Genomic DNA, 25,356 nt, shown 5'->3' with positions numbered 1-25,356 from the left:
CACCCGATTCCGCAACGGCACTCGGGGGTTTCGAACGCCATGACAGCGTTGGGAAAGATTCCGTCACGACGACCGGGAAAGGCGTAACGATCTAACGAAAACGAGTCCGAAACGGGCGCGGAGAAGGCGCCCGCCGCCAGCGGAGCATCACTTGGTCACGATGACATATTCGTCCTGGCCGACCATGTCGGTCGCGCCGCGGGTAAGCTCGTCGGCCAGATCGGGATCGCCGTGGGAAAGCAGGCGCTTGCGATTCAGCAGCCGCTGCTTCTCGGCCTCCACCTGGGCGAGCTTCACCTTCGCGTCGGCCAGCTGCTTATGATATTCGCCGCGCGCCAGCAGGCCGTTCGAACCGAGCACCGCATAGCCGGCGAACATCAGCATCACCAGCACCGCCAGCGTCGGCGCGGCGGCGGTGGCGAGAAGGCGGAAGGGAGAGCGCTTGCGTATCACCCGAATCAGGAATCACTAACACGCCGCCAAGGCAAGCCTGAATCGGCGGAGCGGCCCGGTTCCCGCATAAATTAGGCCGCACGGGAGGCATAGGCCCCGCCGTGCGGCCCGGACAAGGATCAGTTGAAGATCGAGCGGCCCGCGTAGCGCGAGACGAAGCCCAGTTCCTCCTCGATGCGGAGCAGCTGGTTATATTTGGCCAGCCGGTCCGAACGGGCCATCGACCCGGTCTTGATCTGCCCGCAATTGGTGGCGACGGCGAGGTCGGCGATGGTCGCGTCCTCGGTCTCGCCCGAGCGGTGCGACATGACGGCGGTGTAGCCGGCGCGCTGCGCGGTGGAGACGGCCTCCAGCGTTTCGGACAGCGTGCCGATCTGGTTCACCTTCACCAGCAGCGAATTGGCGAGGCCGTCCCTGATGCCCTGGCGCAGGCGTTCCGGGTTGGTGACGAACAGGTCGTCGCCGACGAGCTGCACCTTGTCGCCGATCTTGTCGGTCAGGATCTTCCAGCCTTCGAAATCATCCTCGCCCATGCCGTCCTCGATCGACTTGATCGGGTAGCGGGCGCAGAGATCGGCGAGGTAATCGGCCATTTCGGCGGGCGAGCGCTTCACGCCTTCGCCCTCGAAATCATAGACGCCGTTCTTGAAGAATTCGGTCGCCGCGCAGTCGAGCGCCAGCACCACATCGTCGCCCGGCTTGTATCCGGCCTTCTCGATGCTCGCCATGATGAAGTCGAGCGCGGCCGGCGCGGAGGCGAGGTTCGGCGCGAAGCCGCCTTCGTCGCCCACCGCCGTCGCCAGGCCCTTGTCGTGCAGCGCCTTCTTCAGCGTGTGGAAGATTTCCGATCCGCAGCGCAGCGCCTCGGCCAGGCTTTCCGCGCCGACCGGCATGATCATGAATTCCTGGAAATCGATCGGATTGTCGGCATGGACGCCGCCGTTGATGATGTTCATCATCGGCACCGGCAGCACATGGGCGGCGGTGCCGCCGACATAGCGATAGAGCGGCAGGCCGCGCGCATCGGCAGCGGCCTTCGCCACCGCAAGGCTGACGCCCAGGATCGCGTTCGCGCCCAGCCGGCCCTTGTTGGGCGTGCCGTCGAGATCGATCATCACCGCGTCGATTTCCTGCTGGTCCTCGGCGTCGATGCCCGTCACGGCCTCGGCGATCTCGCCGTTCACCGCGTCGATCGCTGCGCTCACGCCCTTGCCCTGCCAGCGGCTCTTGTCGCCGTCCCGCTTCTCGACGGCCTCGTGCGCGCCGGTGGAGGCGCCCGACGGCACGGCGGCGCGGCCGAAGCTGCCGTCCTCCAGCGTCACGTCAACCTCGACGGTGGGATTGCCCCGGCTGTCGATGATCTGCCGGGCGTGGACGTCGATGATCGCAGTCATTTCGGAATCGCACCTTTTTCTGGACGCTGGATGGCCCGCGCTCTATCCGCAGGAGGAGCGATAGGCAACGCTTCGCCGGCCGTGTAGCGAATGGTTTCGCGGCGGAACATCCGGGCAGGGGCGGATGTTGGAGAAGCGGACAGCGAAACGCTTTCGACGGAGACGCACATGCCCACGACCCCGGATTCCACCGAAAAGCCGAACCAGCCGGCCACGCCCAACGCCGCCGAGATCGATATCAATCCCACCGGATCGAAGGCGCGTGAAGCCTTTGCCGCGGCGAAGGAAAAGGTCGGCGAGCAGGCGAGCGACTTCAAGGAGCAGGCCACCGGCAAGGCCCGCGATTATGCCGCGATCGGCAAGGAGAAGGCCGTCGAGGGGCTGGATAGCGTCACCCGCCTGATGGACGACGCGGCCAGCACCATCGACGACAAGGTCGGCGCCCAATATGGCGATTATGCCCGCAAGGCGGCCTCCGCCGTATCCAATGTCGCGACATCGCTGCGCTCCAAGGATGTGGACGAGTTGCTCGAGGATGCCCGCACCGTCGTCCGCAAATCCCCGGCGCTCGCGATCGGCGCCGCCGTTGCCGTCGGCTTCGTCCTCGCCCGGCTGGTGAGGGCCGGCAAGGATGGCGGGCAGGACAAATCGGCCTGAGCATCGCGATGGCGGGGGCGAAGGAACCAGGCACTTCGATCGGCGAGCTCTTCAATCGCGCCGTCGATCAGGGGGGGGAGCTGATCCGCGCCGAGCTGGCGGTCTATCGCCGGCTCGCCATCCGCCGCGCGCTGGCCGCAAGGCTGGCGGTGGCGCTGATGCTGGCCGGCGTGCTCATCGCCCTCGGCTCCGCCAGCGCGCTGATGATCGGCTTCGCGATCGGCCTCGCGCGCTTCATCGGCCCGGTGGGCGGCGGGATCGTCGCGGGGCTTGCCGGTTTCCTCGTCGCCGGCCTGCTGGTGCGCGAGGGGTTGAAACGCCTGCCGACGGTCGCGCCGCCGGAAGAGGATGAGCCGACGCAAGCGGAGCGGGACCGGTGATCGGCGACGAAGCGGATATCGCCAATGCCCGCGCCCGCGCCGCCGCCGCCCGCGCGCGGCTCGGCAGCACGCTGGGCGAGATCCAGGCAAGGCTCAATCCAAAGGCGTTGGCGCGCGAGGCATGGGACGAATTGCGCGAGCATGGCGAGGAGCTGGCGGCCGAGGCGCTGGCAGCCGCGAAGGAGAAGCCGGCGCGCACCGCCGCCATCGCCGGCGGCGTCGCACTGTTCCTTGCCCGCAAGCCCATCGTGCGGGGCATCATGCACCTGCTGGCGAAACGAGACGAAGCGGGGACGGAGGAGGAAACCGCCGCCGCCCCGAACGGTTCTGGCGAAGACTGACCCAATCGCGCCGGCCCGCCCGGCGGAACGAGGAGACGAGCGATGAGCAACAGCGTGAAGGACAGCGCCGAACGGGCGGGCGCCTATGCCAGCGAGAAGCTGAGCGAGGCCAAGGATCAGCTGCGCGAACGGGCGCACAATACCCGCGTCGCCGCGTCCGAAGCGCTGGAAAGCGCGCGGGAGAAGGCATCCGAGGCGAAATCGGCGACGATCCAGGGGATCGAGGACAATCCCGTCGCGGCGCTTGTCGCCGGCATCGCGATCGGCGCGGTTGTGGGCGCGCTCCTGCCGCGCGGTGAACGCGAGAAGGCGGCGCTGGCGCCGGTCGGCGGCAAGCTCAACGAAGCCGCGCGCGTGGCGATCGCCGCTGCCAAGGAAGCCGGGCGCGAAACTCTGGACGACCTCGGCATCAACAAGGATGCGGCGTCCCAGCAGGTGGGCAAGCTGTTCGAAGCCGCCACCCGATCGGCGGGCGCCGCCGGCAGCGCCGCGGTCAACGCCGTCAAGAATCACTGATATTCAAGCCCGGTTCACCGATCCGGGGCGAAAGCCGCGGCAGAACCAAATCCGGAGCGACAGAAGAATGATTTCGATGCGTATCCCGTTCACCGCCGCGACGATCGCGCTGGCCGGTCTTGCCGCCCCGATCGCGCTGGCGACGCCGGCGTCCGCCGCCGCGATCAACAATCAGGATCCGCAGGCCTTCATCTCGGGGCTTTCGCAGGAAGGTTTTGGCGCGCTGCGCGGCGGCAACCGGGCGGCTGCCAAGGTCAAGTTCCGCGATCTCCTCTCCCAGCATTTCGCGATCGACCAGATCGGCGATCGGCTGATCCGCCGCTGGAAGCCGACGCTGAAGCCCGATCAGCTTGCCGCCTACCAGGCCGCGCTGCCCAATTACGTGATCGGCATCTATGCCGACCGGCTGTTCGAATATGCCGATGCCGACCTCAAGGTCATCCGTTCCCAGCCGGCGGCGAACGGCGCCGCCGTCGTCACCCAGGTGGTGAAGAAGGGCCAGCAGCCCATCACCGCCATCTGGTCCGTCACCAAGACGCCGGCCGGCTACAAGGTTTCGAACCTCACCGTCGCCGGCATCAACCTGGCGCTTACCCAGGCGGCCGATTTCGACGCCTATATCCAGCGCAACGGCTTCGACAAGCTCGTCGCGTTCATGAAGTCCAAGGGCTGAGGCAGGCGCGCCGGCCCTCGTGATTGTTGCGGTGCGGCGTCCGTGCTAGGCGGGCGCCAAACCCACAATTAGGGACATGATGATGAGCAAGATGCACCTTGTTTTCGGGGGTCGCGTTAAGGATCCCCGCACGCTGGAATTCGAGGATCTGAACGCGATCGACGTCGTCGGCTTCTTCGACGATTACGAGTCGGCGGAAAAGGCCTGGCGCGGCGCGGCCCAGCGCACGGTGGACGATGCCGAGATGAAATATGTGGTGGTCCATCTCCATCGGCTGCTTCAGCCGGAGATGTAAGGAAATTCCTGAAGCGCGGCCGGCAGGGGTTATTCCGTCTTCCCCGCCAAGGCGGGGAAGACGGCCGGACTTTCGCCCTCTCCTATCCGATCAGGAAAATTCGCAGGCGCGACGCTAGCCGGAAATCGCGGCAAGGGGAATAGCCCTTGCGATCGGCCCGTCGGCGCGCGCCGGCCGTTCAGCGCGAGGCGAGCTGCCGGCCGCCCCCGGCAGGCGTTGCGGACGCCCAGCGCAGCGGACGATCGCCAAGCGCCGCGCGCACGAAGCATTCGCCGCCCTTCAGGCGCACCTTCTCGCAAAGATCGACCGCAGCGGCGCGGGTCTGGAAGCCGCCGAGGCTGAGGCGATAGACGGTGCCGGCCCGTTCCAGATCGAACGCGCTGCTGGACGGCACATAATCCGCGATCATCTGGACGCGCGCGGCGATGCGGCTCCAGGCCGTCTCCACCCGCGCGGCGGTGCTATAGGCGCCGAGCTGGACGACGAAGCCGCCCTCGCTCGCCACGCGCTGGATCGGGAGCGAAGCCTGCCGCAGGGCTGGTTCGGGCGCGACGAAGGCGGCCCGGACGGGCCTGGCCGGCGGCGGGGCCAGCATCGCCGGCACGGCGACGGGCGTTACCGATGGAGCCGTCGCCTTCAGCAGCGGCGGCAAGGCTTCCGGTTCGAGATTGGCGGCCAGCTCGGCCGGCGGAGAAGCCGGGGCTTCCGCGATCGCCGGCTCCGCGAGCGGTGCCGGCTGCTCCACGGCCGCCGTGCGCACGGGTTCGGCCTGCGGGGCGAGCGCGAGGGCGACGGGCTGGCCGCTGTCGAGATGGGGGCTGATGCCGAGCACGCCGGCCACCTGATCCCAGCTGCGGCTGGGGCGGGAGAACATCGCCCATTCGAGCATGCGGCGGCCGACCTGTTCGGCCGGAAGATCCTGGGCGGCGACGGCGCGGGCTTCATCCCAGCGGCGGGCGAGCGCGTAGCCGAGGCCGAGATTCTGGCGGGTGCGGGCGTCGGCGCCGGGCGCGCGGGCGGCGGCCTCGAGGATCGGAACCGCGCGCTCGACATCGCCGGCCAGCGCAAAGGCCAGGCCGCGATCGCTTTCGCCGACCTTGCCCTCGAGCTGGTCGAGCAGGCGGAGCGCGCCGGAGGCATCGCCCAGCGCGATCCGGGCCAGCGCCAGGTTCAGGCCGGCCACGGGCTGATCGGGATCGAGGCTCAGCGCATCGGCGAAGGCGGTCTGCGCCGAGACGAAGCGGCCGGCGAGGAGGTAGGACTGGCCGAGAACTGCGCGATAGGCGGGATTGCGCGGATCGGCGGCGACCGATCGTTCCGCCTCGGCAACGGCCTTCGCCGCGTCTCGAGCCTGGAGTGCGGCGCGCGCCTTGGCGGCGGCGCGGGCACCGTCTCGCGCATCGGGCACGGCCGTGGACGAGAGCGTCGCCGGCCGCGATCCCGCCGGCTTGCAGCCGACGGTGACGAGCGCGAGGAGGGCGGCTGAGGCCGAAAGCTGAAGCAGGACCCTGGACTTCATCGCAACGCTTCCCTGAACAATGACGGCCTGAACAATGACGGCCGGACAATATGGACGATACCGGTCAGGCGGATGGCGCCCCGCCCGGCACATTCTGGGCGAGCGCATCGAGGCCGGGGATATCCGCCAGATAGGCATCGAGCGCGTTGATCAGCAGCCGCTGGGCCGAACGATGGCCGACCGCGCAGGCCAGCCGGAGCCGGAGATGGCGTTCGGGATCGAGCCGCAGGGTGAAGGCCGCCTTGGCGCGCGAGCCGGGCGCCGCCTTGGTGCGGGTGCCGACGCGCGTGCCGTGCGCCTTCGAGCGGGACGCTTTGGGCGCACGCACGGCCGCGACCGGCGCGGCCTCCGCCACCACCGGCGATTCGACTGCGGCGGCCGGGGCCTCATCGGCAAACGCATCGTCAGGAGCGGGAATAGCGGCGCCGAATTCCTGCGCGATCACCTCCTGCTGGCGATGGACGACGGGAGGCGCCGGCTCCAGCAGGGGCGATCCGGCATCCTCGCCGCCGGAGAGCGGGGTGAGGAAGGACACTGCCGGCTGGGGGCGTTCCTCCTCCGCCGCGCGGAAGCTGCCCATATCGTTCCAGCCGAGATCGTCATGCGAAGGGGTAAGCGCATGGCCCTGCGGGCGCATGGCCGGCCGCGCGAAGCCCTTGCGGGCGAGCAGGCCGGAGGTGAGAGAGGCGAAGGGACGCGATTCGCTCATCATCATCCCCCCTTAGTGCTGGACCACGCGGCGGCCGAAGCCACCCATGGGCCGCGCGCTGCCGGTGACCGCGATCTGGCCGGGCGCGGCGAACACGGTGCGGCGAAAATTCTTCTCGAGCCGATCGGAGACGTAGCTCCAAAGAGCCTCGACCTCGGCGGCCGACTTGCTCTTGGGATCGACCTCCATCACGGTCCGGCCGTCGATCATCGAGGCGGCGAAATCGGTGCGGTGATGCAGGGTCACGGGCGCGACGGTGCCGTGCTGCGACAGCGCCACCGCCGCCTCATAGGTGATCTTGGCCTTGGGCGTCGCGGCATTGACCACGAAGATCAGCGGCTTGCCGGCGCGATCGCACAGATCGACGGTGGCGCCGACGGCGCGCAGATCGTGCGGGCTGGGCCGCGTGGGGATGACGACCAGTTCCGCCACCTGGATCACGCTCTGGATCGCGACGGTGATCGCCGGCGGCGTATCGATCACGGCGAGGCGGAAGCCCTGCTGGCGCAGCATCTCCAGATCGGCGGCGAGCCGCGCGACCGTGGTCTGCGCATAGGCCGGCATGTCATCCTGCCGTTCGTTCCACCAATCGGCCAGCGAGCCCTGGGGATCGATATCGATCAGCACCACCGGCCCCGCGCCAGCGCGCTGCGCCTGAACCGCCAGATGGCCGGAAAGCGTGGTCTTGCCGGACCCGCCCTTCTGCGATGCCAGCGCCAATACCCGCATATCCAATCCCCAATAACCGTCGCTATCGCAACGAATGCCACCGGGCGGCCTAAAAGTTCGTTAAATTGCGGGAATGCCATACCGATAGTATGGAACGGACCGGGGCAAGATCACTGACGAAAGATTAACCATCCCGGCCCCATGGCCGGGATGGGCCGATCAGGCGGGCAGGCCGGGTTTACAGGGAACAAGCATGGTTTCGTCGGGGCAATGGCTGGGTGCGATGGCGGTGCTGGCGGCGGCGGGCGCGGCAACCTTCGCATCGGCGGCGGAACCTGCCGACGCCCCGGCGGCCCAGGCGCTTCTCGCGCCGCCCGCGCCCGGTCCGGCGGCGCCGTCCGGTCCGGCGGCGGGCGTCGCCGCATGGAAGCGCGGCGATTATGCGGCGGCGATCGCCTTCTGGCGTCCATTGGCCGAGGCCGGCAATGCCGATGCGCAGTTCAACCTGGGCCAGGCCTATCGGCTGGGCCGTGGCGTGGCCGCCGATCCGAAGGCGGCGCGCGAGTGGTATCGCCGGGCGGCCGAGCAGGGCCATCCCCAGTCGCAGGCCAATTACGGGCTGCTGCTGTTCGACGACGGCGATCGCCAAACCGCCCTCCCCTGGCTGCAGAAGGCGGCCGAGCGGGGCGATGCCCGCGCGCTCTACGTGCTGGGCACACTGGCTTTCAACGGCGATCCCCCGCCGCGCGACTGGGTGCGGGCCTATGCCTATATGAAACGCGCGGCGGCGAGCGGCCTGCCCCCGGCGGTGAACAGTCTGGCGGAGATGGAGCGCTACATCCCCAAGGACGAACGCCGTCGCGGCGAGGCGCTGGCGCTGGAAATGGGCCGCACCGCCGCCGTCGGACAGACGGCGATACCGGCGATGGCGACCGAGGCTGCAGCAGCCCCGGTGCCCACCGCCAAGGCCGCGAAGGACAGGAAAGCGAAAGTCGCGGCGCCCGATCGATCGCCTGCCGCCACGGCGGCTTCGCCTTCCGCCAGCGGCGGCTGGCGCATCCAGCTCGGCGCGTTCAGCGATGCCGCGCGCGCCGACGGCCTGTGGCAGAAGCTCAGGAACACGCATGCCGTGCTGGCCGACAAGCAATCCTTCCTGATCGACGCGGGGGCGGTGACGCGATTGCAGGCCGGCCCCTTCCCCGATCACGCCGCCGCCGACCGCGCCTGCGCGGCGCTGGCGGCACATGGCCAGGCCTGCTTCACGACGCGCTAGACGGCACCGATTCGACTGTATTGCATGAGCAACACAGTCGAGCTAGAGCGGCATCTCGTTCATGCTCAAAAAAGGGGTGTCGCATGGCCGGCCTTCGTCGATCCACGCTTGTTGCATTGGGCCTCGCCCTGTTCGCCGGGGCGGCCCTGGCAGATCCTCCACGGCAGGATTACCGGCCGTCCTTCCAGCCCGACCGGCTGAAAGGCCCGGCCGCCGGGAAGCCCAATGAAGTGCTGGTGCTGGGGACCATGCACCTGTCCGACCTGCCCGACAGCTTCCGGCCGGACATGACGGCCCCGCTTCTGGAACGGCTGGCAAGCTGGCGGCCCACGGCCGTCGCCACCGAGGACATGTCCGGCCTGCAGTGCGACAGCCTGCGCCGCTATCCCTCCCGCTATGCGGAGACGGTGAAGGATTATTGCCCCGACACGGTGGCCGCGGGCAAGGCGACCGGGCTGGACGTGCCGGCCGCCAATGCCGAGGCCGAACGCCTGCTGGCGGACTGGCCGGCCGCGCCCTCGGCCGCACAGCGGCGGCATCTGGCGGCCCTTTTCCTGGCGGCGGGCGAGCGCGGCTCCGCGCTGGTGCAATGGCTGCGCCTGCCGGAGGGAGAACGCCGCGCCGGCGACGGCCTGAATGCCGAGCTGGCGGCCCTGCTGGACAAGCTGAAGGACCGGCGTAACGAAAGCTACCTGATCGCAGCCCCCCTCGCCGCCCGGCTCGGCCTGGAGCGGCTGTGGAGCGTGGACGATCATTCGGCCGACAGCCCCGGCCCGGTGGACGAGAAGGCTTATGAAGCCGCGATCCGCCGCGCGTGGGACAACCCCGCCGCGCACGCGCGCCGGGCGGAGGATGATCGGCTGGAAGCGGGCCTCTCCCGCCCGGACGGGCTGATGGCGATGTATCGCGCCTATAATGCGCCCGGCGTGCCGATGCAGGTCTATCTCTCCGATTTCGGCGCCGCGCTCGAGGAACCGTCGCCGCAGGCCTTCGGCCGCAGCTATGTGGGCTATTGGGAAACGCGCAACCTCCGCATGGCGGCCAATATCCGCGACGTGCTGGGCCGCCGGCCCGGCACCCGCCTGCTCGCGATCGTCGGCTCATCGCACAAGGGCTATTACGAGGCCTATCTCAACCAGATGCACGATGTGACGCTGGTGGACGTCAATGCGGTGCTTCAGTAGCCGACGCCAAAGGTCGTCACGATAGGGAAACAATCGCGGCCTAGGGCGCCTTGCCAGCGCTTCCGAAATGATTTGTTACAGAAGCAATATGTGCGTCACTGGCGGCCGGACAGACACCGCCAAAGGGGGAATGATGTTCAAAGCGGTTGGAAAATCATCCTTGTTGCTGGGCGCCGCCATGGGCGCATTCTGCTGCCCCATCGCGGTGCAAGCGCAGGAAACGAGCGCCGGCGACGATCTGGGTGAGATCGTGGTGACGGCGGAGCGGCGATCGGAGAATCTCCAGAAGGTGCCGGTTTCGGTGGGCGTCATCGGCGGCGGCAACCTCCGGGACTTCCAGAGCGGCGGCGACGATACGCTGCTGGCGCTCTCCGGCAGGGTGCCGAGCCTTTATGCCGAGACGACGACCGGCCGCATCTTCCCGCGTTTCTATATCCGCGGCCTGGGCAATATCGATTTCTATCTGGGCGCGTCCCAGCCGGTTTCGATCATCCAGGACGATGTGGTGCTGGAGCATGTGGTGCTGAAGTCGAACCCCGTGTTCGACGTGCGGCAGGTGGAAGTGCTGCGCGGGCCGCAGGGTTCGCTGTTCGGCCGCAACACCACCGCCGGCATCATCAAGTTCGATACGATCCGCCCGAGCCAGGATCTGGAGGGCCGCGCCTCCGCATCCTATGGCAGCTACAATACGGTGACCTTCGACGGCGGCATCGGCGGCGCGATCGTGCCCGACAAGGTGGCGGTGCGCGTATCCGGCCTCTACCAGCATCGCGACGATTATGTGGACAATGTGTTCACCGGCACCAGCGCCGACGGCACCGTGACGCCGAAGAAGAATGCGATGGGCGGTTATGACGAGCGCGACATCCGCCTGCAGGTGCTGCTGACGCCGACCGAGCGGCTCTCCATCCTCGCATCCGGCCATGCCCGCGATTATGACGGCACCTCCACCCTGTTCCTGCGCGGCGCGCTGAAGAAGGGTTCGAACAAGACCGACGTGCCGCGCGACGAAGTGGCCTACGACGAAGCCGACAATAATCCGCAGGCCTACAACACCTACGGCGGATCGCTGCACATCGATTATGATTTCGGGCCGGTGACGCTGACGTCGATCACGGCTTACGAGACCACCTCCGGCTACAGCCGCGGCGATACCGACGGCGGTGCCGCCGCCGACTTCCCCGTCAACGGCGTGCCCAACGGCTTCGGCCAGTCGATGGGCAAGGTGCGCGATCTCGACCAGTGGACCCAGGAAGTGCGCCTTGCGAGCGCCAATGACGGGCCGTTCAAATGGCAGGTCGGCGGTCTTTATTTCGACAGCCGCGACACGACCGATTTCTACCAGCGCGCCTATTTCCTCACCACCGCCGGGCACAATCCCAACAACTGGGTGCGGCTGCACAATGTGAACACCAGCTGGGCGCTGTTCGGCCAGGCGAGCTACGCCATCACGCCGGACTTCACCCTGACGGGCGGCGTCCGCGTGACCGAGGACAAGAAGGAGACCCGCCTGCTGAAGACCGCCGACACGGCGGCCGGCGTCGTGACCTATACGGGCCGCACCTTCGTCGAGCTGAAGGACACCAAGCCAAGCTGGGACATCAGCGCGCTCTATCAGGTGAACCCCGATGTCAGCCTGTATGCGCGCGTCGCCAAGGGTTTCCGCGGGCCGACCATCCAGGGCCGTTCCGCCGTGTTCAACAGCGATTTCACCACCGCCGATTCCGAGACGATCCTGTCCTGGGAAGCGGGCGTGAAGACCAGCCTGTTCAACAACACGCTGCGCCTGAACGCATCGGCCTTCGCCTATACGGTCGACGACATCCAGCTGAACGGCAACGATGCCGACGGCAACGGCGTGCTGTTCAACGCCAACAAGGCCAGGGCTTACGGCCTCGAGGCGGAGGCCGACTGGCGGCCGGTGCGGAACCTGGCGCTGACGCTGGGCGGCAGCGTGCTGCATACCGAGATCAAGGACAAGCGCGTCTATGCGCAGGTCTGCGCGCTGAACGGCGCGGTCGTCTGCACCGTGGAGGACCCGACCATCACCGTGCCGACCGCGTTCGGCCCGGCGGTGTTCGCGCAGATCGACGGCAATCCGCTGCCCAACGCGCCCAAGTACAACCTGAACTTCGCCGGCCGCTACGACCTGCCCGTAAGCGACGCGGGCAAGCTGTTCCTGGCGACCGACTGGAACATCCAGGGCTATACGAACTTCGTGCTCTACAAGACCAAGGAGTTCTATTCTAAGGGCAATTTCGAAGGCGGCCTGAAGCTCGGCTATAGCGGCAACGATGGCGCCTACGAGATCGCCTTCTTCGTCCGCAACATCACCAACGAGAAGAATCTGAAGGGCGTGATCGAGAATTACATGGCCGCCGTCTATAACGAGCCGCGTGTCTTCGGCATCTCGCTGAGCGGCAAGCTGAACTAAAGCGCATCATGGGGATGGAGGGCGGCGGCGCTCCCCATCCCCGCTAGATGGCGACGGCCCGCGCTTTTTGCCCGCGAAGCAGCGAGGCCAGCAGCCCCAGTCCGCCGGCCAGCAACAGCGCATCTATCAGCAAGGGCGCGCCTTTCCCCAGCAGGGGGACGCCGTGGAGCAAGGCGAGCGCCAACAGCAGGATCGCGAGCGCCCAGCGCCAGCCCCGGGAGAGCCGGTCCGCCGATATGGTGCCGGCCAGCGCGGCGGCGAGGATCGACAGGATCGTCAGGCCCAGCCACGCTGCCGGCAAAGGTGCCGTGGGGGTCAACAAGGCGAGCAGTGCCGTCAGTGCGAGAATGGCGGGCTGGCCCCAGCAGACGGTGGCCCAGATGCGTTCCCATCGCGGCGCCGGCCGGCCCCGATCGCGGCGGCGGGCGAGCCAGATCGTCACGCCGGTCGAGGTGACGACGCAAAGGGCGAGGCCGAGCAGGCCATAAGCCAGCCGCACGGGCAGGCCGCCGAACCAGCCGAAATGGATCTGGCCGATGCCGCCGAGCAGGCGGGTGCCGGTGACGATATCCTGGGGATGCTCGTCATGGACCATGGCCCCGCGCGCATCGAACCGGGTTTCATCCTGCGAGACGAGCAGGCGCGGCCGGCCGCCATCCACCGAGATGCGCATATCAGCCCGGCCGGGCCGTTCGACCATCAGGCTTTGCGGCGCGGCGCCGGGCGCGCGGGCGCGCGCATCGGCGATCAGCGCGGCGATATCGGGCATCGGTACGGCGCGCGCATCGACGGGCGGCGGCGGATCGAGGAACAGTTCGTAGACCTTGCCCATGTCGCCGCGGTAAAGCAGCAGCGAGAGCGCCGCGACGATGACGGTGCTGAGCCCGAGCAGCGCGCCGGTCAGCGCCAGCGCGAAATGGAAGGGCAGCGCCCAGACGCCGAGCCGGTTGTGGAGATCGGCCTCCTGCAGGCGGCGCGATCCGCCGAGCCGCAGGTGGAAGGCATCGCGCACGATGCGCGGATGGGCCAATATGCCGGAGACGAGCGACGAAAGCAGCGCCACCCCGGTCAGCCCGACGATGAATTCGCCCCAGCTGCGCGGCAGGTGCAGGTTGACGTGGAGGTGGATCAGGAATTCCGTCCAGATCGCTTCCATATCGGCGAGCGCGCCGTCGGCGGCCACGGCCCATTTCCGTTCGAAGGTGGGGCTATAGGCAACCAGCGTCGCCCCGTCGCGCGCGCGCGCGGGCAGGCTGAGATAGAGCGTGGCATCGGCCGGCGCATGCCTTGCCCCCTCCGCGATCGCCCGCGCCGCCGCCGTATCGGAGAGCGAGGAGATGACGGGCGCGGCCGGGATTTCCCAGCGTTCCAGATCGGGCGCGAAGACCACGATCGTGCCGGTCAGGCAGACCAGATAGATTATGCCCGCGAAGGCGAGGCCGAGGACCGAGTGGCTGCTGAGCACCGCGCGCACCGTTTCCGGCGAGATCGGCCAGCGCCATTGCCGGCTGCGGCTGTTCCGGGCTTTCATATCGTTCATGCCGCCCCTCCCAAAGCCGCAAGGCCGAAGCCGACGATGCTGGTGCCGGCCAGAACGGCGGTGGCGCGCAACAGGCGGCGATCGGCGAGCGTCCACGTCATCGCCAGCCCCCAGAGCACGGGCATCATCATGCCGCCGAGCACGATCCGCGTGCGCGGATCGCCCGGCAGATAGACGGTGATGCAGAAAGCGATGCCCATCGCCGCCGTCATGCCCAGCGGCCCGGCCAGCAGGGCGCGCAGCACACCGCGCCAGAAGCGGCCCGGCCCCTCCAGCGGCTCGGGCGCGACTTCCCCTTCGCGCAGGCGTGCCGCCTTGCGGCGCACCCGACCGGACCAGACGACCACCAACGCGCCGATGCCTTCCAGCGCGAGTGCCAGCGCCAGCCCCTTGACCGGGCCGATCAGCACTGCCGATGCCAGCGCGAGACCGGCCAGCACGGCCCAGCCGCCGGCAATCAGGCCGATCGCCGATCTGTCACGCCGCTGCCAGGACCGGCGGAGCAGGGAGGCGCCGAGCGCGCCGCCTGCCAGCAGCGCGAGGCTGGCCGCCGCCATCACCAATGGACGCCCGCGCCCACGCCGAAGGTCTGCGGATCGCCCAGGATCGCCTGGTGGATCGCCGCATATTCATATTGCTTGTATTTTTCGTTGAAGAGGTTGCGCGCGAACAGGAACAGCGACCAGCGGTCCGTCTCATATCCGATCCGGCCGTTCACGACCGTGCGGCCCGAAACCTTGTATTGCGCCTGATCCTGGCCGACGCCGGTGAAGACCGAGGTGCGGTAATTGGCGTTGAGGTTGGCGGTGAAGCCGCCGCCGAATTCCGCGTTCACCCCGCCCGATAGCGTCCAGCGCGGCGCATAGGGGAATTGGGTGCCCTCGAGATCGACGGTGCTGGTGGCGCCCTGCGGAAGATCGAAATCGTCGAACTTGGTGCGGACATGGCCGACCGAGGCATAGACATCCACGCCCCGCGCGACCTTGGCATTGGCTTCCACCTCGAACCCGTAGAGGTGCGATCCAGCCGCGTTCACCGTGTTATAGTCATAGGCGTTCTGCCCGAAATAGGCGGTCACCTGCTGGTCCTTCCACGTCATGTAGAAGATGTTGGCGTTGAGGACGAGCCGCCCGTCAAGCCACTTGGACCTGAGCGAGCCTTCATAGTTCCAGCTATATTCGGGATCGTAGGGCACCAGCTCGGCCCGGGCCGGATTCTGGCTCGACCCGCCGGAGCGATAGGCGCGCTGGACGGTGAAGGCGGTGGTGAGATCCGGCGTCCAGTCCATGCTGATGCCGGCTTTGGGCAGGAAGGCGTTGAAGGTGCGGCTGTTGGACGCCAGCGGCGAGGAGGCATCGGACACGAGGCCCAGCACGCCCTGGTTGATCAGCGAGATGATGCCCGCATAAGGCGCGCCCATGAAGTTCGGGTCCGGCAGGGTGCCGTTGAACGTCGCCACCGTTTCCGCCGCATAGCGGTTGCGTTCATGATCGAAGCGGAAACCGCCGATCAGCGTGAGCCGATCCGTGACCTTCAGGCGCGCGTCGCCGAACAGCGCCATCGTCTCCACCTTTTCGGGCTGATCCCCATTATAGGCCACGGGGATCACCGGAAGCTGGGCGGCATAGGCGTTGCTGATGAATTGCGCCTGCGCCGGCGTGGCGCCGTTGGCCTGCAGCAGCCCGGCGATCGTCGCGGTCGGCGTTTCGATATTGATGCGGCTGTTCTGGTGGATGCTGCCGGTGCGGCGATAATACCAGGCGCCGAGCAGGCCGCTCAGCGTATCGCTATCATAGTTGAGGCGCAGTTCCTGCGTCAGCGTCTTGTAGAGATAGCGGTTGTCGATGGTCTGGAGGTCCGCCGGCGTGCCATCGGTATCGATGACCGAATGGACCTTGGACCTGTTCCACGAGGTCACGCTGGACAGCTTCAGCTTGTCGGCCAGCGGGTAGCTGAGGTTGAACACCGCGATATCGCTGTCGATCTTGCCGCGGCTGGGCTGATCGCCGGTTGAGATGCGGTGGTCGTAATAATCCGGCACGTCGGTGCGGGAATATTCGTAGAGATAGCCGCCGTCACGCCGCACGCGGTTGTAGCTGGCGACAGCCTCCAGCCCCGGGATCGCGGCGGGCGTCCACTTGATCTTGCCGCGCAGGTTCAGCGCCTTCAACTCATCGTCATAGCCGCCGCGCGTCACGTTGCGGATCAGGCCGCGATCGGCGCGCCGCTCGGCCGAAAGGCGCACGCCGAGTTCGTCCTCGATGATCGGGCCGCCCACCGCGCCCGAAAAGGTGCGGTCATCATGTTCCGTCCACAGCACGCGCACATCGCCCGTCCAGTTGACGAGCGAGGGGTCCTTGCTGGTGATGACGATGCCGCCCGCCAGCGCATTGAGGCCCTGGATCGTCGATTGGGGGCCGCGCAGCACCTCGACCTGCTGGACGTCCCACATGTCGGTGGGGCCGCCATAGAGCGCCCAGTGCGGGATCGGCGCGCCATCGACATAGACGCTGGCGGCATCCGCCTGCCCGCCCGCGCCGACGCCGGTGTTGCTGACGCCGCGGATCGTGAAGCCCGCCGCGCCATAGGTTTCGGAAAGATTGGCCGTGCGGTTGTAGACGTCCTGGATCGTGATCAGGGCTTCCTTCTCGATCCGCTCGGGCGTGACGACGGCGATGCTGGTCGGCGTCTGCTGCAACGTGCGCGTGCTCTTTTCGCCGGTGACGATGATCTCGCCCGGCGCCGTCGCCTCCTCGTCCACCGCAGGAGCCGTATCGGCCCAGGCGGGTGCGGCAAACGCGACGATGGCAACGCTGGAAAGCAGTGCGAAAAACCGGCTCATGGATCCCCCTGTTCACTCAGGGCGGTCCATATCCGGAAGCTAACGCAAGTCAATCGCAATTAGTGATCGGAATCGGGACGGCCCCGCATGCCGGCGATCCGGCGCCGTCGCACGCCTCCCATGCCCTCGCCCCCGGCGAGGTGTCATCGACATGTTATGATGGAAATGGCGACCCCGGCGTGACTCGAACACGCAACATCCTGCTTAGAAGGCAGGTGCTCTATCCAGTTGAGCTACGGGGCCGCTGGAGCAATCCGGGCGTGGCCATAACCGGTTTCGCCGCCGCGCGAAACCGTCTGTGGCGCGACCGGGTGAACGATCGCGCCACGGCTGGCCCGGACGGTCCTTATTCCGCGGCGACGGCGGCGGCTTCCGCCTCGGCATCGCTGAGCGGATGTTCGAGGCGGGAGACCATCTCCTTCGGGCAGACCTGCCAGAAATGGCCGCGCCAGCGATCCCAATCATCGAGGATGATGTTGGACCATTTGCTGTCCGTCGCCACCGCATGCTCGGCGATCAGGGCCTTGAGACGGGTTTCCCAATAAGTGGAGGCCAGCCGCTGCCAGACGATGCTTTCCGGGTTCGCCCGCGACGCGAAGTCGCCATGCTCATCCAGCACGAAGGCCATGCCGCCGGTCATCCCCGCGCCGAAATTCTGGCCGACGCGGCCGAGGATCACGGCGGTGCCGCCGGTCATATATTCGCAGCCGTTGGCGCCGCAGCCTTCGACCACCACGGTCGCGCCCGAATTGCGGACGGCGAAGCGCTCGCCCGCCTGGCCGGCCGCATAGAGGCGGCCCGAGGTGGCGCCGTAGAGCACGGTGTTGCCGAGGATCGTGTTCGACCGGCTTTCCAGCGGCGAGGAGACGGTGGGCCGCACGGTGATGATCGCCCCCGAAAGCCCCTTGCCGACATAGTCGTTGGCGTCGCCGAACACTTCGAGCGTCAGCCCCTTGGCCGCGAAGGCGCCGAGCGACTGGCCGGCCGATCCGCGCAGACGGACATGGACGTGGCCGTCGGCGAGCTTCTCCATGCCGAAGCGGCGGACGATTTCCGACGAGAAGCGCGTGCCGACCGCGCGGTGCGTGTTGCGCACCGTATAGGTGAGCTGCATCTTCTCGCCGCGCTCGAACACGGCCTTCGCGTCCGCGATCATCTGCGCGTCGAGGCTGTCCGGCACCTCGTTGCGGAAGGTGGGGATGTTGAAGCGGCGCTTGTCGTCGTCCGCATCCACCTTGGCCAGCACCGGGTTCAGATCGAGATCGTCGAGATGCTCGGCACCGCGGCTGACCTGGCGAAGCAGCTCGGTGCGGCCGATCACCTCGTCGAGCGAGCGGACGCCCAGCTTGGCGAGGATCTCGCGCACTTCCTCGGCGATGAAGGTCATCAGGTTGATGACCTTTTCCGGCGATCCGACGAACTTCTTCCGCAGCGCCTCGTCCTGCGTGCAGACGCCGACCGGGCAGGTGTTCGAATGGCACTGGCGGACCATGATGCAGCCCATCGCCACCAGACTGAGCGTGCCGATGCCGAATTCCTCGGCCCCCAGGATCGCGGCGATCACGATATCCCGCCCGGTCTTGAGCCCGCCATCGGTGCGCAGCTTGACGCGATGGCGCAGGCCGTTGAGGGTGAGCACCTGGTTCGCCTCGGTCAGCCCCATTTCCCAGGGCGTGCCCGCGAACTTCACCGAGGTCTGCGGAGACGCGCCGGTGCCGCCGACATGGCCCGAGACGAGGATCACGTCCGCATGCGCCTTGGCGACGCCAGCCGCGACCGTGCCGATGCCCGCCTGGCTGACCAGCTTCACGCAGACCCGCGCGCGCGGGTTGATCTGCTTCAGATCGTAGATGAGCTGGGCCAGATCCTCGATCGAATAGATGTCGTGGTGCGGCGGCGGCGAAATGAGCGTGACGCCCGGCGTCGAGTGGCGCAGCTTGGCGATCTGCGCGGTCACCTTGAAGCCGGGAAGCTGGCCGCCCTCGCCGGGCTTGGCGCCCTGGGCGACCTTGATCTCGATCTCCTCGGCCGCGTTCAGATATTCCGCCGTCACGCCGAAGCGGCCCGAGGCGATCTGCTTGATGACCGAGTTGGCGTTGTCGCCATTCTCATAAGGCGTGTAGCGGGACTTGTCCTCGCCGCCCTCTCCCGACACCGCCTTCGCGCCGATCCGGTTCATCGCGATCGCCAGCGTCTCATGCGCTTCGGGCGACAGCGCGCCGAGCGACATGCCGGGGGTGACGAAGCGCTTGCGGATCTCGGTGATCGCCTCGACCGAATCGATCGGGATCGCCTCGCGCGCCCAGTTGAACTCCAGCAGATCCCGCAGATAGACGGGCGGCATATCCTTCACACCGCGCGCGAATTGCAGATAGGTGGAATAGCTGTCGGTCGCGACCGCCGTCTGCAGCAGGTGCATCAGCTGGGCGGAATAAGCGTGCGCCTCCCCGCCGTTGCGCTGGCGGTAGAAGCCGCCGATCGGCAGCGTGGTGACGGCTTCGTCGAAGGCCGCGTCGTGGCGCAGCTTCGCCGAGAGCTGGAGCGAGGCATAGCCTTCGCCCGAGATCTTGGCCGGCATGCCGGGGAAAAGATCGTTGACCAGCGCGCGGGAGAGGCCGACCGCCTCGAAATTGTAGCCGCCGCGATAGCTGGAGATCACGGCGATCCCCATCTTCGACATGATCTTGAGCAGGCCGTCGTCGATCGCCTTGCGCTGCCGCTTCAGGCAATCCTCCAGCGAAAGATCGCCGAACAGGCCGCGCGCATGGCGATCGGCGATCGCCGCCTCGGCCAGATAGGCGTTCACCGTGGTCGCGCCGACGCCGATCAGCACCGCGAAATAATGGGTGTCGAGGCATTCGGCCGAGCGCACGTTGATCGACGCATAGGAGCGCAGCCCCTTGCGGACGAGATGGGTGTGGACGGCGGCGGCGGCCAGCACCATCGCGATCGCGATGCGATCCGGCCCGACATTCTCATCGGTGAGGAACAGCTCGGTCCGGCCCTCGCGCACGGCCTTCTCCGCCTCGGCGCGGACATGGGCGATCGCCTGGCGGAGCGAATCCGGCCCGCCATCGACCGGATAGGTGCAATCGATTTCCGCCGCGTGGCGGCCGAAATGGCCCTTCAGCCGCGCCCAGTCGGAACAGCTGAGCACGGGCGAATCCAGCACCAGCACATTGCCCTGCTGCGCCTCAACATCGAGGATGTTGGCAAGGTTGCCGAACCGCGTCTTGAGCGACATCACCTGCGTTTCGCGCAGGGAATCGATGGGCGGGTTGGTGACCTGGCTGAAATTCTGGCGGAAGAAGTGGCTGACGAGCCGCGGCTTGTCCGAGATGACGGCCAGCGGCGTATCGTCGCCCATCGATCCGATCGCTTCCTTGGCGTCCTCCACCTGGGGCGCCAGGATCAGCTCCATATCCTCCAGCGTCTGGCCGGCGGCGACCTGACGGCGGGTCAATTCCGCGCGATCATAGGCGGGCCGCGCATCGGCGGCTTCGGGCAGATCGTCGATCGACAGGAAATTGCGGACCCATTCGCCATAGGGCTGTTCGGCCGCGATGCGATCCTTGATCGCACGGTCGTCGTAGAGCCTGCCTTCTTCCAGATCGATCGCGATCATCTGGCCGGGCCCCATCCGCCCCTTCCGCACGATCGAGCTTTCGGGCACGACGACCATGCCGGTTTCCGATCCCACGATCAGCAGATTGTCCGCCGTCTGCGTGGTGCGCAGCGGGCGGAGCGCGTTGCGGTCGACGCCCGCCACGGCCCAGCGGCCATCCGTCATCGCCAGCGCGGCCGGGCCGTCCCACGGCTCCATCACCGAGGCGAGATAGGAATACATGTCGGCATGGGGCTGCGGGATATCCGCTTCCTGCCAAGCTTCGGGCACCAGCATCAGCTTGGCGGTCGGCGCGTCGCGGCCCGAACGGCAGATCGCCTCGAACACGGCGTCGAGCGCGGCGGTATCGGAGGCGCCCGCCGGGATCAGCGGCTTGATCTCCTCCGAATATTCGCCGAAGGCCAGCGAGGCCATCTTGATCTCGTGGCTCTTCATCCAGTTCTTGTTGCCGCGGATCGTGTTGATCTCGCCATTATGGGCGAGGTTGCGGAACGGCTGGGCCAGCCACCATTGCGGGAAGGTGTTGGTGGAATAACGCTGGTGGAAGATCGCGACGCGGCTAACGAAGCGCTCGTCCTTCAGGTCCGGGTAGAAGACCGAAAGCTCCTCCGCCAGGAACAGCCCCTTATAGACGATCGAACGGCACGACAGCGAGCAGGCGTAGAAGCCCTGGATCTGCGCCTCGATCACCTTGCGTTCGATGCGGCGGCGGATGAGGTAGAGCTTCTTTTCGAACTCCGCCTCGTCCATCTCCTCCGGCAGCGGGCCGGCGATCATGATCTGCTCGATCTCCGGCCGGGTGGCCTGCGCCTTTTCGCCGATCACCGACACGTCGACCGGCACCTGCCGCCAGCCATAGATGGTGTAGCCGAAATCGATGATCTCGGATTCGACGATGGTGCGGCAGGTTTCCTGCGCGGCGAGATCGGTGCGCGGCAGGAAGATCATGCCGACGGCGAGCCGGTTGGGCAGCGGGCGGTGGCCCGAAGCCTCGATCGCATCGTCGAAGAAGCGCACCGGCAGGTCGACATGGATGCCGGCGCCGTCGCCCGTCTTGCCGTCCGCATCGACGGCGCCGCGATGCCACACCGCCTTCAACGCATCGATCGCAGCCGTGACGACGCGGCGGGAGGCCTTGCCGTCCGTCGCCGCGACCAGGCCGACACCGCAGGCATCGCCTTCCATGTCGGGGTGATACATGCCGTCGGCGGCGAGGCGCGCGCGCTCGGCATCGAGGACGGGGTTGGGCTGGTCGTAGGTCGTCATCATCTCATCCCCTCAGGGGTATCATCTGGCTCGGCCCGCCGGTTCAGGCGGCCACCTTCTCGCGCGCCGCGCCGGCCTTCGCCTTCAGGAAAGCGTGCATCCGGTCGGCCACGTCGCGGCCGTCGCGGATCGCCCAGACCACGAGGCTGGCACCGCGAACGATATCGCCGGCGGCGAACACGCCTTCCAGGCTGGTCTGCATCGTCTTGTGATCGACGCGCAGCGTGCCCCAGCGGGTGACGGAAAGCTCGTCCACGCCGAACGCCCTGGGCAGATCCTCCGGATCGAAGCCCAGCGCCTTGACGACGAGGTCCGCCTCCAGCCGGAATTCGCTGCCGGGGTCCGGCTCCGGCGCGCGGCGGCCCGAGGCGTCCGGCTGGCCGAGGCGCATCTTCGTCGCGCGGACGGCCGAGACGCGGCCGCCCTCCCCGTCCGCCTCGAACGCTTCGGGTGCGGAGAGCCAGACGAACTCGACACCTTCCTCCTCGGCATTGGCGACTTCGCGCTGCGAACCGGGCATGTTCGCCCGGTCGCGGCGGTAGAGGCACTTCACCGACTTCGAGCCCTGGCGGATCGCCGTGCGCACGCAATCCATCGCCGTATCGCCGCCGCCGATGACGACGACGTTGCGGCCGGCGGCGTTCAGGCTGCCATCCTCGAACGCCGGGACTTCATCGCCGAAGCTCTTGCGGTTGGAGGCGATGAGATAATCGAGTGCGTCGACCACGCCGTCCGATCCCACGCCCGGCGCCTTGATGGCGCGCGGCTTGTAGACGCCGGTGGCGATCAGCAGGGCATCGTGGCGCTCGCGCAGCTCGGCCATGCCCGCATCGCGGCCGACCTCGAACCCCATGTGGAAACGGATGCCGGCTTCGACCAGCCGGGCGACGCGGCGCATCACCACGGGCTTTTCCAGCTTGAAGCCGGGGATGCCGTAGGTAAGCAGGCCGCCGGCGCGATCGTGCCGATCGTAGACATGGACCTCATAACCGCGCGCGCGCAGCAGCTCCGCCGCCGTAAGGCCCGCCGGGCCGGCACCGATGATACCGACCGACTGGCCGCGATCGGGAAGCGGCCGGATCGGCTCCACCCAGCCTTCCGCCCAGGCGGTGTCGGTGATGAATTTTTCCACCGATCCGATGGTGACGGCGCCATGGCCCGAAAATTCGATGACGCAATTGCCCTCGCACAGCCGATCCTGCGGGCAGATGCGGCCGCAAATCTCCGGCATGGTGGAGGTGGCGTTCGACAGCTCATAGGCTTCGCGCAGCCGGCCTTCCGCCGTCAGCCGCAGCCAATCGGGGATGTGATTGTGGAGCGGGCAATGCGTGGAGCAATAAGGCACGCCGCATTGCGAGCAGCGCGACGCCTGCTCCTCCGCCTTCACCATCTCATATTTGCGCGCGATCTCGCCGAAATCCGCGCTGCGCTCTCCCGCCGGGCGCTTGGCCGGATAATCCTGCCCCACCCGGACGAACTTGAGCATGGGGTTATCCGCCATGAACCGTTCTCCTCGAACGGCCCATGACTCATCGAAAGGGCGGAGTCACGTCGAATTTGCGATATAGGTTAGTGCTGATGACCTATTATTTCGACATTCCGTTCATCCCGGGCGACATCACGTCGAGAGAGCCTTCAAACAAGGTCCGTATCGGCCTTATCTCACCAGCAGCCAGACCAGGGCGATGCCGCCGGCGACGATCCGGTACCAGGCGAAGGGCGCGAAACCATATTTGCTGACAATGCCGATGAACCAGCGGATCACCACGAGAGCGACGATGAAGGAGACGACGAAGCCCACTGCGATCGCCAGCCAGTCGTCGCTGCCGAGCGCGCCGCCGCTCTTGTAGAGATCGTAGCCCGAGGCGGCGAGCATCGTGGGCACGGCGAGGAAGAAGCTGAACTCGGCGGCCGTCCGGCGCTCCACACCCAGGCCCAGCGCGCCCATGATCGTGGCGCCCGAGCGGCTGACGCCGGGGATCATCGACAGGCACTGGACGAAGCCGATGCCCAGCGCCGTCTTCCACCCCATCTCCTCCACGCTGTGGGTGGAAGGCGCGCGCACCAGCCGCTCGATGACGAGGATGGCGACACCGCCGACGATCAGCGCGACCGCCACGATCACCGGCGTCTCCAGCATCGCCTTCACGACCTTGTAGACCATCAGCCCGATCACGGCGGACGGCAGGAAGCCGAGCGCGATGTTGCGGGCGAAGGCGATGGCGCGCGCGTCGCCGCGGACGAGGCCCGCCAGCACATCCCAGAAGCGCCGCCAGTAGAGCACGATCACCGCCAGGATCGCGCCGAGCTGGATGACGATCTCGAACGTGCCGGCGGCGGCCGAGTTGAAGCCCAGCAGCTCGCCGGCAAGGATGAGGTGGCCGGTGGAGGAGACCGGGAGGAATTCCGTGACCCCCTCGACGATGCCGAGGAGGATGACGACGATCAGCGCGGGAAGCATCAGCGGGGGCGTCTTTCGGCCGGGCGGGCCGCCGTGGCGACAGCCGCGATGGGGGAATGCGGGTGAAGCAGGGCGGGGCGCGGCCTAAGCCCCGCCCCTGCCCGATCAGGCCGGCTGCTTGGCGAAGCGGCCGTGGCGACGATACTGGACCAGCCAGCCGGGGGCGACGGCTTCCAGCGGGGCCGGCTTGATGCCGAACGCCTCGAAGCCCTCCGCGCCGCCGGCGGCGACATTATCCTTCTGCAGCATCAGCCACTGGTCCCAGGTGATCGGCGCGCCGGGCGCCCAGCCGCCGAGCCGCGCCATCAGCCGGGCCGCGCCGTCGGGGATCGACAGGATCGCGGGATCGCGGCCCGCCGCCTTGGCGATCCAGGCGTTGAGATCGGCCATGGAGAGCGTTTCCGGGCCGCCCAGCTCGAAGGTCCGGCCGGCGAAGCGCGCGGGATCGAGCGCGGCCGCCGCGACCGCGCGGGCGACATCGGCGACGAACACCGGCTGCAGCTTCACGCCGCCGCGAATCACCGGCAGCACCGGCATGCGCGCCATCTGGGCGAATCGGTTCACGAAATGATCGTCCGGCCCGAAGATGATCGACGGGCGCAGGACAGTCGCCTGCGGGAAAACGGCGCGCACCGCCGCCTCGCCCTGGCCCTTGCTCCGCGCATAACGGGATTCGGCATCCGCGTCGGCGCCGATCGCGGAGACATGCACCAGCGCGCCCACGCCCGCATCGCGCGCGGCCTCCGCCACGTTGCGCGCGCCGCCGATGTGCACGGCCTCGAAATCGCCCTTCAGGATGCCGACGAGATTGATCACGGCATCCGATCCCTGGACCACGCGCGCGACGCTCTCGGCGCGGGTGATATCGGCGGCGGCGAACTGCGTCTGCCCCAGCCCGCCCAGCGGCTTGATGAAGAAAGCCCGCTTGGGATCACGCTCCGCCAGGCGCACGCGGGCGCCGGCCTTCAGCAATTCCTGCGCGACATAACGGCCGAGAAAGCCGGCGCCGCCGAACAGGGTAACAAGTGCAGTCATGTCCCGATTCCCGAGTTTTGGAAAAAATTTCGTTCGCAACCGCAATGCCGCCCATGGCGGCTGTTGACAAGCACCGACAGCCTCCCCTAA

The 25,356-nt window shown here is 67.6% G+C and carries 21 protein-coding genes and 1 tRNA gene; 9 read left to right on the top strand and 13 right to left on the bottom strand.

Annotated elements, in window-relative coordinates:
- Window positions 1-147 precede the first annotated feature (147 nt).
- Window positions 148-453, bottom strand: coding sequence for an FtsB family cell division protein (locus G432_RS13220; protein WP_015459320.1), 306 nt, complete (start codon window positions 451-453; stop codon window positions 148-150).
- A 119-nt stretch (window positions 454-572) separates the two neighbouring features.
- Window positions 573-1,847: a phosphopyruvate hydratase gene (gene eno / locus G432_RS13215; RefSeq protein ID WP_015459319.1), complete on the bottom strand. Its 1,275-nt coding sequence runs from the start codon at window positions 1,845-1,847 to the stop codon at window positions 573-575.
- Window positions 1,848-2,015: 168 nt separating this feature from the next.
- On the opposite strand from eno, the gene G432_RS13210 reads away from it, so the two are divergent.
- The 6 genes from G432_RS13210 (at window position 2,016) to G432_RS13185 (ending at window position 4,709) form a co-directional block, all read left to right on the top strand.
- The gene (locus G432_RS13210; protein ID WP_015459318.1) at window positions 2,016-2,504 is read left to right on the top strand and encodes a hypothetical protein; all 489 of its coding nucleotides are present in this window, start codon (window positions 2,016-2,018) and stop codon (window positions 2,502-2,504) included.
- An 8-nt stretch (window positions 2,505-2,512) separates the two neighbouring features.
- Window positions 2,513-2,884 carry a phage holin family protein gene (locus tag G432_RS13205; RefSeq protein ID WP_015459317.1) on the top strand — a complete coding sequence of 124 codons (372 nt, stop codon included), beginning with the start codon at window positions 2,513-2,515 and terminating at the stop codon, window positions 2,882-2,884.
- Window positions 2,881-3,225: a DUF3618 domain-containing protein gene (locus G432_RS13200; RefSeq protein ID WP_015459316.1), complete on the top strand. Its 345-nt coding sequence runs from the start codon at window positions 2,881-2,883 to the stop codon at window positions 3,223-3,225. Before G432_RS13205 ends, G432_RS13200 begins: the two co-directional genes overlap by 4 nt.
- A 42-nt stretch (window positions 3,226-3,267) precedes the next feature.
- Window positions 3,268-3,741 carry a DUF883 family protein gene (locus tag G432_RS13195; RefSeq protein WP_015459315.1) on the top strand — a complete coding sequence of 158 codons (474 nt, stop codon included), beginning with the start codon at window positions 3,268-3,270 and terminating at the stop codon, window positions 3,739-3,741.
- Window positions 3,742-3,817: 76 nt separating this feature from the next.
- Window positions 3,818-4,414 carry an MlaC/ttg2D family ABC transporter substrate-binding protein gene (locus tag G432_RS13190; RefSeq protein ID WP_015459314.1) on the top strand — a complete coding sequence of 199 codons (597 nt, stop codon included), beginning with the start codon at window positions 3,818-3,820 and terminating at the stop codon, window positions 4,412-4,414.
- 82 nt (window positions 4,415-4,496) lie between these two features.
- The gene (locus G432_RS13185) at window positions 4,497-4,709 is read left to right on the top strand and encodes a DUF4170 domain-containing protein (protein WP_015459313.1); all 213 of its coding nucleotides are present in this window, start codon (window positions 4,497-4,499) and stop codon (window positions 4,707-4,709) included.
- 178 nt (window positions 4,710-4,887) lie between these two features.
- Here the strand turns inward: G432_RS13185 and G432_RS13180 are convergent, their stop codons facing one another.
- The 3 genes from G432_RS13180 to G432_RS13170 all read right to left on the bottom strand — a co-directional run bounded on the left by G432_RS13180 (window position 4,888) and on the right by G432_RS13170 (window position 7,666).
- Complete coding sequence (locus G432_RS13180; protein WP_015459312.1) at window positions 4,888-6,228, bottom strand: SPOR domain-containing protein; 1,341 nt, start codon at window positions 6,226-6,228, stop codon at window positions 4,888-4,890.
- Between the two features lie 64 nt (window positions 6,229-6,292).
- Window positions 6,293-6,937 (bottom strand): hypothetical protein, encoded by a 645-nt coding sequence (locus G432_RS13175; RefSeq protein WP_015459311.1) that lies wholly within the window; start codon window positions 6,935-6,937, stop codon window positions 6,293-6,295.
- Between the two features lie 12 nt (window positions 6,938-6,949).
- Window positions 6,950-7,666, bottom strand: coding sequence for a ParA family protein (locus G432_RS13170; protein ID WP_015459310.1), 717 nt, complete (start codon window positions 7,664-7,666; stop codon window positions 6,950-6,952).
- A 193-nt stretch (window positions 7,667-7,859) separates the two neighbouring features.
- Between G432_RS13170 and G432_RS13165 the strand changes: the two genes are divergently transcribed.
- From G432_RS13165 to G432_RS13155, 3 genes are all read left to right on the top strand, one after another.
- Window positions 7,860-8,879: an SPOR domain-containing protein gene (locus G432_RS13165; protein WP_015459309.1), complete on the top strand. Its 1,020-nt coding sequence runs from the start codon at window positions 7,860-7,862 to the stop codon at window positions 8,877-8,879.
- 83 nt (window positions 8,880-8,962) lie between these two features.
- The gene (locus tag G432_RS13160; RefSeq protein WP_015459308.1) at window positions 8,963-10,063 is read left to right on the top strand and encodes a DUF5694 domain-containing protein; all 1,101 of its coding nucleotides are present in this window, start codon (window positions 8,963-8,965) and stop codon (window positions 10,061-10,063) included.
- Window positions 10,064-10,193: 130 nt separating this feature from the next.
- Window positions 10,194-12,497: a TonB-dependent receptor domain-containing protein gene (locus G432_RS13155; protein WP_041864919.1), complete on the top strand. Its 2,304-nt coding sequence runs from the start codon at window positions 10,194-10,196 to the stop codon at window positions 12,495-12,497.
- Between the two features lie 43 nt (window positions 12,498-12,540).
- On the opposite strand, the gene G432_RS13150 is transcribed toward G432_RS13155, so the two are convergent.
- From G432_RS13150 to G432_RS13115, 8 genes are all read right to left on the bottom strand, one after another.
- Window positions 12,541-14,037 carry a PepSY-associated TM helix domain-containing protein gene (locus G432_RS13150; RefSeq protein ID WP_015459306.1) on the bottom strand — a complete coding sequence of 499 codons (1,497 nt, stop codon included), beginning with the start codon at window positions 14,035-14,037 and terminating at the stop codon, window positions 12,541-12,543.
- Window positions 14,034-14,594 (bottom strand): hypothetical protein, encoded by a 561-nt coding sequence (locus G432_RS13145; protein WP_015459305.1) that lies wholly within the window; start codon window positions 14,592-14,594, stop codon window positions 14,034-14,036. Before G432_RS13145 ends, G432_RS13150 begins: the two co-directional genes overlap by 4 nt.
- Window positions 14,594-16,879 carry a TonB-dependent receptor gene (locus G432_RS13140; protein WP_015459304.1) on the bottom strand — a complete coding sequence of 762 codons (2,286 nt, stop codon included), beginning with the start codon at window positions 16,877-16,879 and terminating at the stop codon, window positions 14,594-14,596. Before G432_RS13140 ends, G432_RS13145 begins: the two co-directional genes overlap by 1 nt.
- Window positions 16,880-17,045: 166 nt before the next feature.
- A tRNA-Arg gene (locus G432_RS13135) sits at window positions 17,046-17,122 on the bottom strand.
- A gap of 103 nt (window positions 17,123-17,225) precedes the next feature.
- Window positions 17,226-21,770 (bottom strand): glutamate synthase large subunit, encoded by a 4,545-nt coding sequence (gene gltB, locus G432_RS13130; protein ID WP_015459303.1) that lies wholly within the window; start codon window positions 21,768-21,770, stop codon window positions 17,226-17,228.
- Between the two features lie 43 nt (window positions 21,771-21,813).
- Window positions 21,814-23,271 carry an NAD(P)-dependent oxidoreductase gene (locus G432_RS13125; RefSeq protein ID WP_015459302.1) on the bottom strand — a complete coding sequence of 486 codons (1,458 nt, stop codon included), beginning with the start codon at window positions 23,269-23,271 and terminating at the stop codon, window positions 21,814-21,816.
- Between the two features lie 156 nt (window positions 23,272-23,427).
- Window positions 23,428-24,231 (bottom strand): undecaprenyl-diphosphate phosphatase, encoded by an 804-nt coding sequence (locus G432_RS13120; RefSeq protein ID WP_015459301.1) that lies wholly within the window; start codon window positions 24,229-24,231, stop codon window positions 23,428-23,430.
- Between the two features lie 105 nt (window positions 24,232-24,336).
- Window positions 24,337-25,266: a complex I NDUFA9 subunit family protein gene (locus G432_RS13115; RefSeq protein WP_015459300.1), complete on the bottom strand. Its 930-nt coding sequence runs from the start codon at window positions 25,264-25,266 to the stop codon at window positions 24,337-24,339.
- Between the last annotated feature and the right edge of the window lie 90 nt (window positions 25,267-25,356).

Source organism: Sphingomonas sp. MM-1 (assembly GCF_000347675.2).
GTDB classification, from domain to species: Bacteria; Pseudomonadota; Alphaproteobacteria; order Sphingomonadales; family Sphingomonadaceae; genus Sphingomonas_E; species Sphingomonas_E fennica.
This window is presented reverse-complemented; position numbering and strand designations above follow the sequence as displayed.

Bases quoted from the DNA above. Each gene is read 5' to 3' on its own strand.
- eno (WP_015459319.1), bottom strand. From the start codon at position 1,847: ATGACTGCGATCATCGACGTCCACGCCCGGCAGATCATCGACAGCCGG.
- G432_RS13210 (WP_015459318.1), top strand. From the start codon at position 2,016: ATGCCCACGACCCCGGATTCCACCGAAAAGCCGAACCAGCCGGCCACG.
- G432_RS13205 (WP_015459317.1), top strand. From the start codon at position 2,513: ATGGCGGGGGCGAAGGAACCAGGCACTTCGATCGGCGAGCTCTTCAAT.
- G432_RS13195 (WP_015459315.1), top strand. From the start codon at position 3,268: ATGAGCAACAGCGTGAAGGACAGCGCCGAACGGGCGGGCGCCTATGCC.
- G432_RS13190 (WP_015459314.1), top strand. From the start codon at position 3,818: ATGCGTATCCCGTTCACCGCCGCGACGATCGCGCTGGCCGGTCTTGCC.
- G432_RS13185 (WP_015459313.1), top strand. From the start codon at position 4,497: ATGAGCAAGATGCACCTTGTTTTCGGGGGTCGCGTTAAGGATCCCCGC.
- G432_RS13180 (WP_015459312.1), bottom strand. From the start codon at position 6,228: ATGAAGTCCAGGGTCCTGCTTCAGCTTTCGGCCTCAGCCGCCCTCCTC.
- G432_RS13175 (WP_015459311.1), bottom strand. From the start codon at position 6,937: ATGAGCGAATCGCGTCCCTTCGCCTCTCTCACCTCCGGCCTGCTCGCC.
- G432_RS13170 (WP_015459310.1), bottom strand. From the start codon at position 7,666: ATGCGGGTATTGGCGCTGGCATCGCAGAAGGGCGGGTCCGGCAAGACC.
- G432_RS13165 (WP_015459309.1), top strand. From the start codon at position 7,860: ATGGTTTCGTCGGGGCAATGGCTGGGTGCGATGGCGGTGCTGGCGGCG.
- G432_RS13160 (WP_015459308.1), top strand. From the start codon at position 8,963: ATGGCCGGCCTTCGTCGATCCACGCTTGTTGCATTGGGCCTCGCCCTG.
- G432_RS13155 (WP_041864919.1), top strand. From the start codon at position 10,194: ATGATGTTCAAAGCGGTTGGAAAATCATCCTTGTTGCTGGGCGCCGCC.
- G432_RS13150 (WP_015459306.1), bottom strand. From the start codon at position 14,037: ATGAACGATATGAAAGCCCGGAACAGCCGCAGCCGGCAATGGCGCTGG.
- G432_RS13145 (WP_015459305.1), bottom strand. From the start codon at position 14,594: ATGGCGGCGGCCAGCCTCGCGCTGCTGGCAGGCGGCGCGCTCGGCGCC.
- G432_RS13140 (WP_015459304.1), bottom strand. From the start codon at position 16,879: ATGAGCCGGTTTTTCGCACTGCTTTCCAGCGTTGCCATCGTCGCGTTT.
- gltB (WP_015459303.1), bottom strand. From the start codon at position 21,770: ATGACGACCTACGACCAGCCCAACCCCGTCCTCGATGCCGAGCGCGCG.
- G432_RS13125 (WP_015459302.1), bottom strand. From the start codon at position 23,271: ATGGCGGATAACCCCATGCTCAAGTTCGTCCGGGTGGGGCAGGATTAT.
- G432_RS13120 (WP_015459301.1), bottom strand. From the start codon at position 24,231: ATGCTTCCCGCGCTGATCGTCGTCATCCTCCTCGGCATCGTCGAGGGG.
- G432_RS13115 (WP_015459300.1), bottom strand. From the start codon at position 25,266: ATGACTGCACTTGTTACCCTGTTCGGCGGCGCCGGCTTTCTCGGCCGT.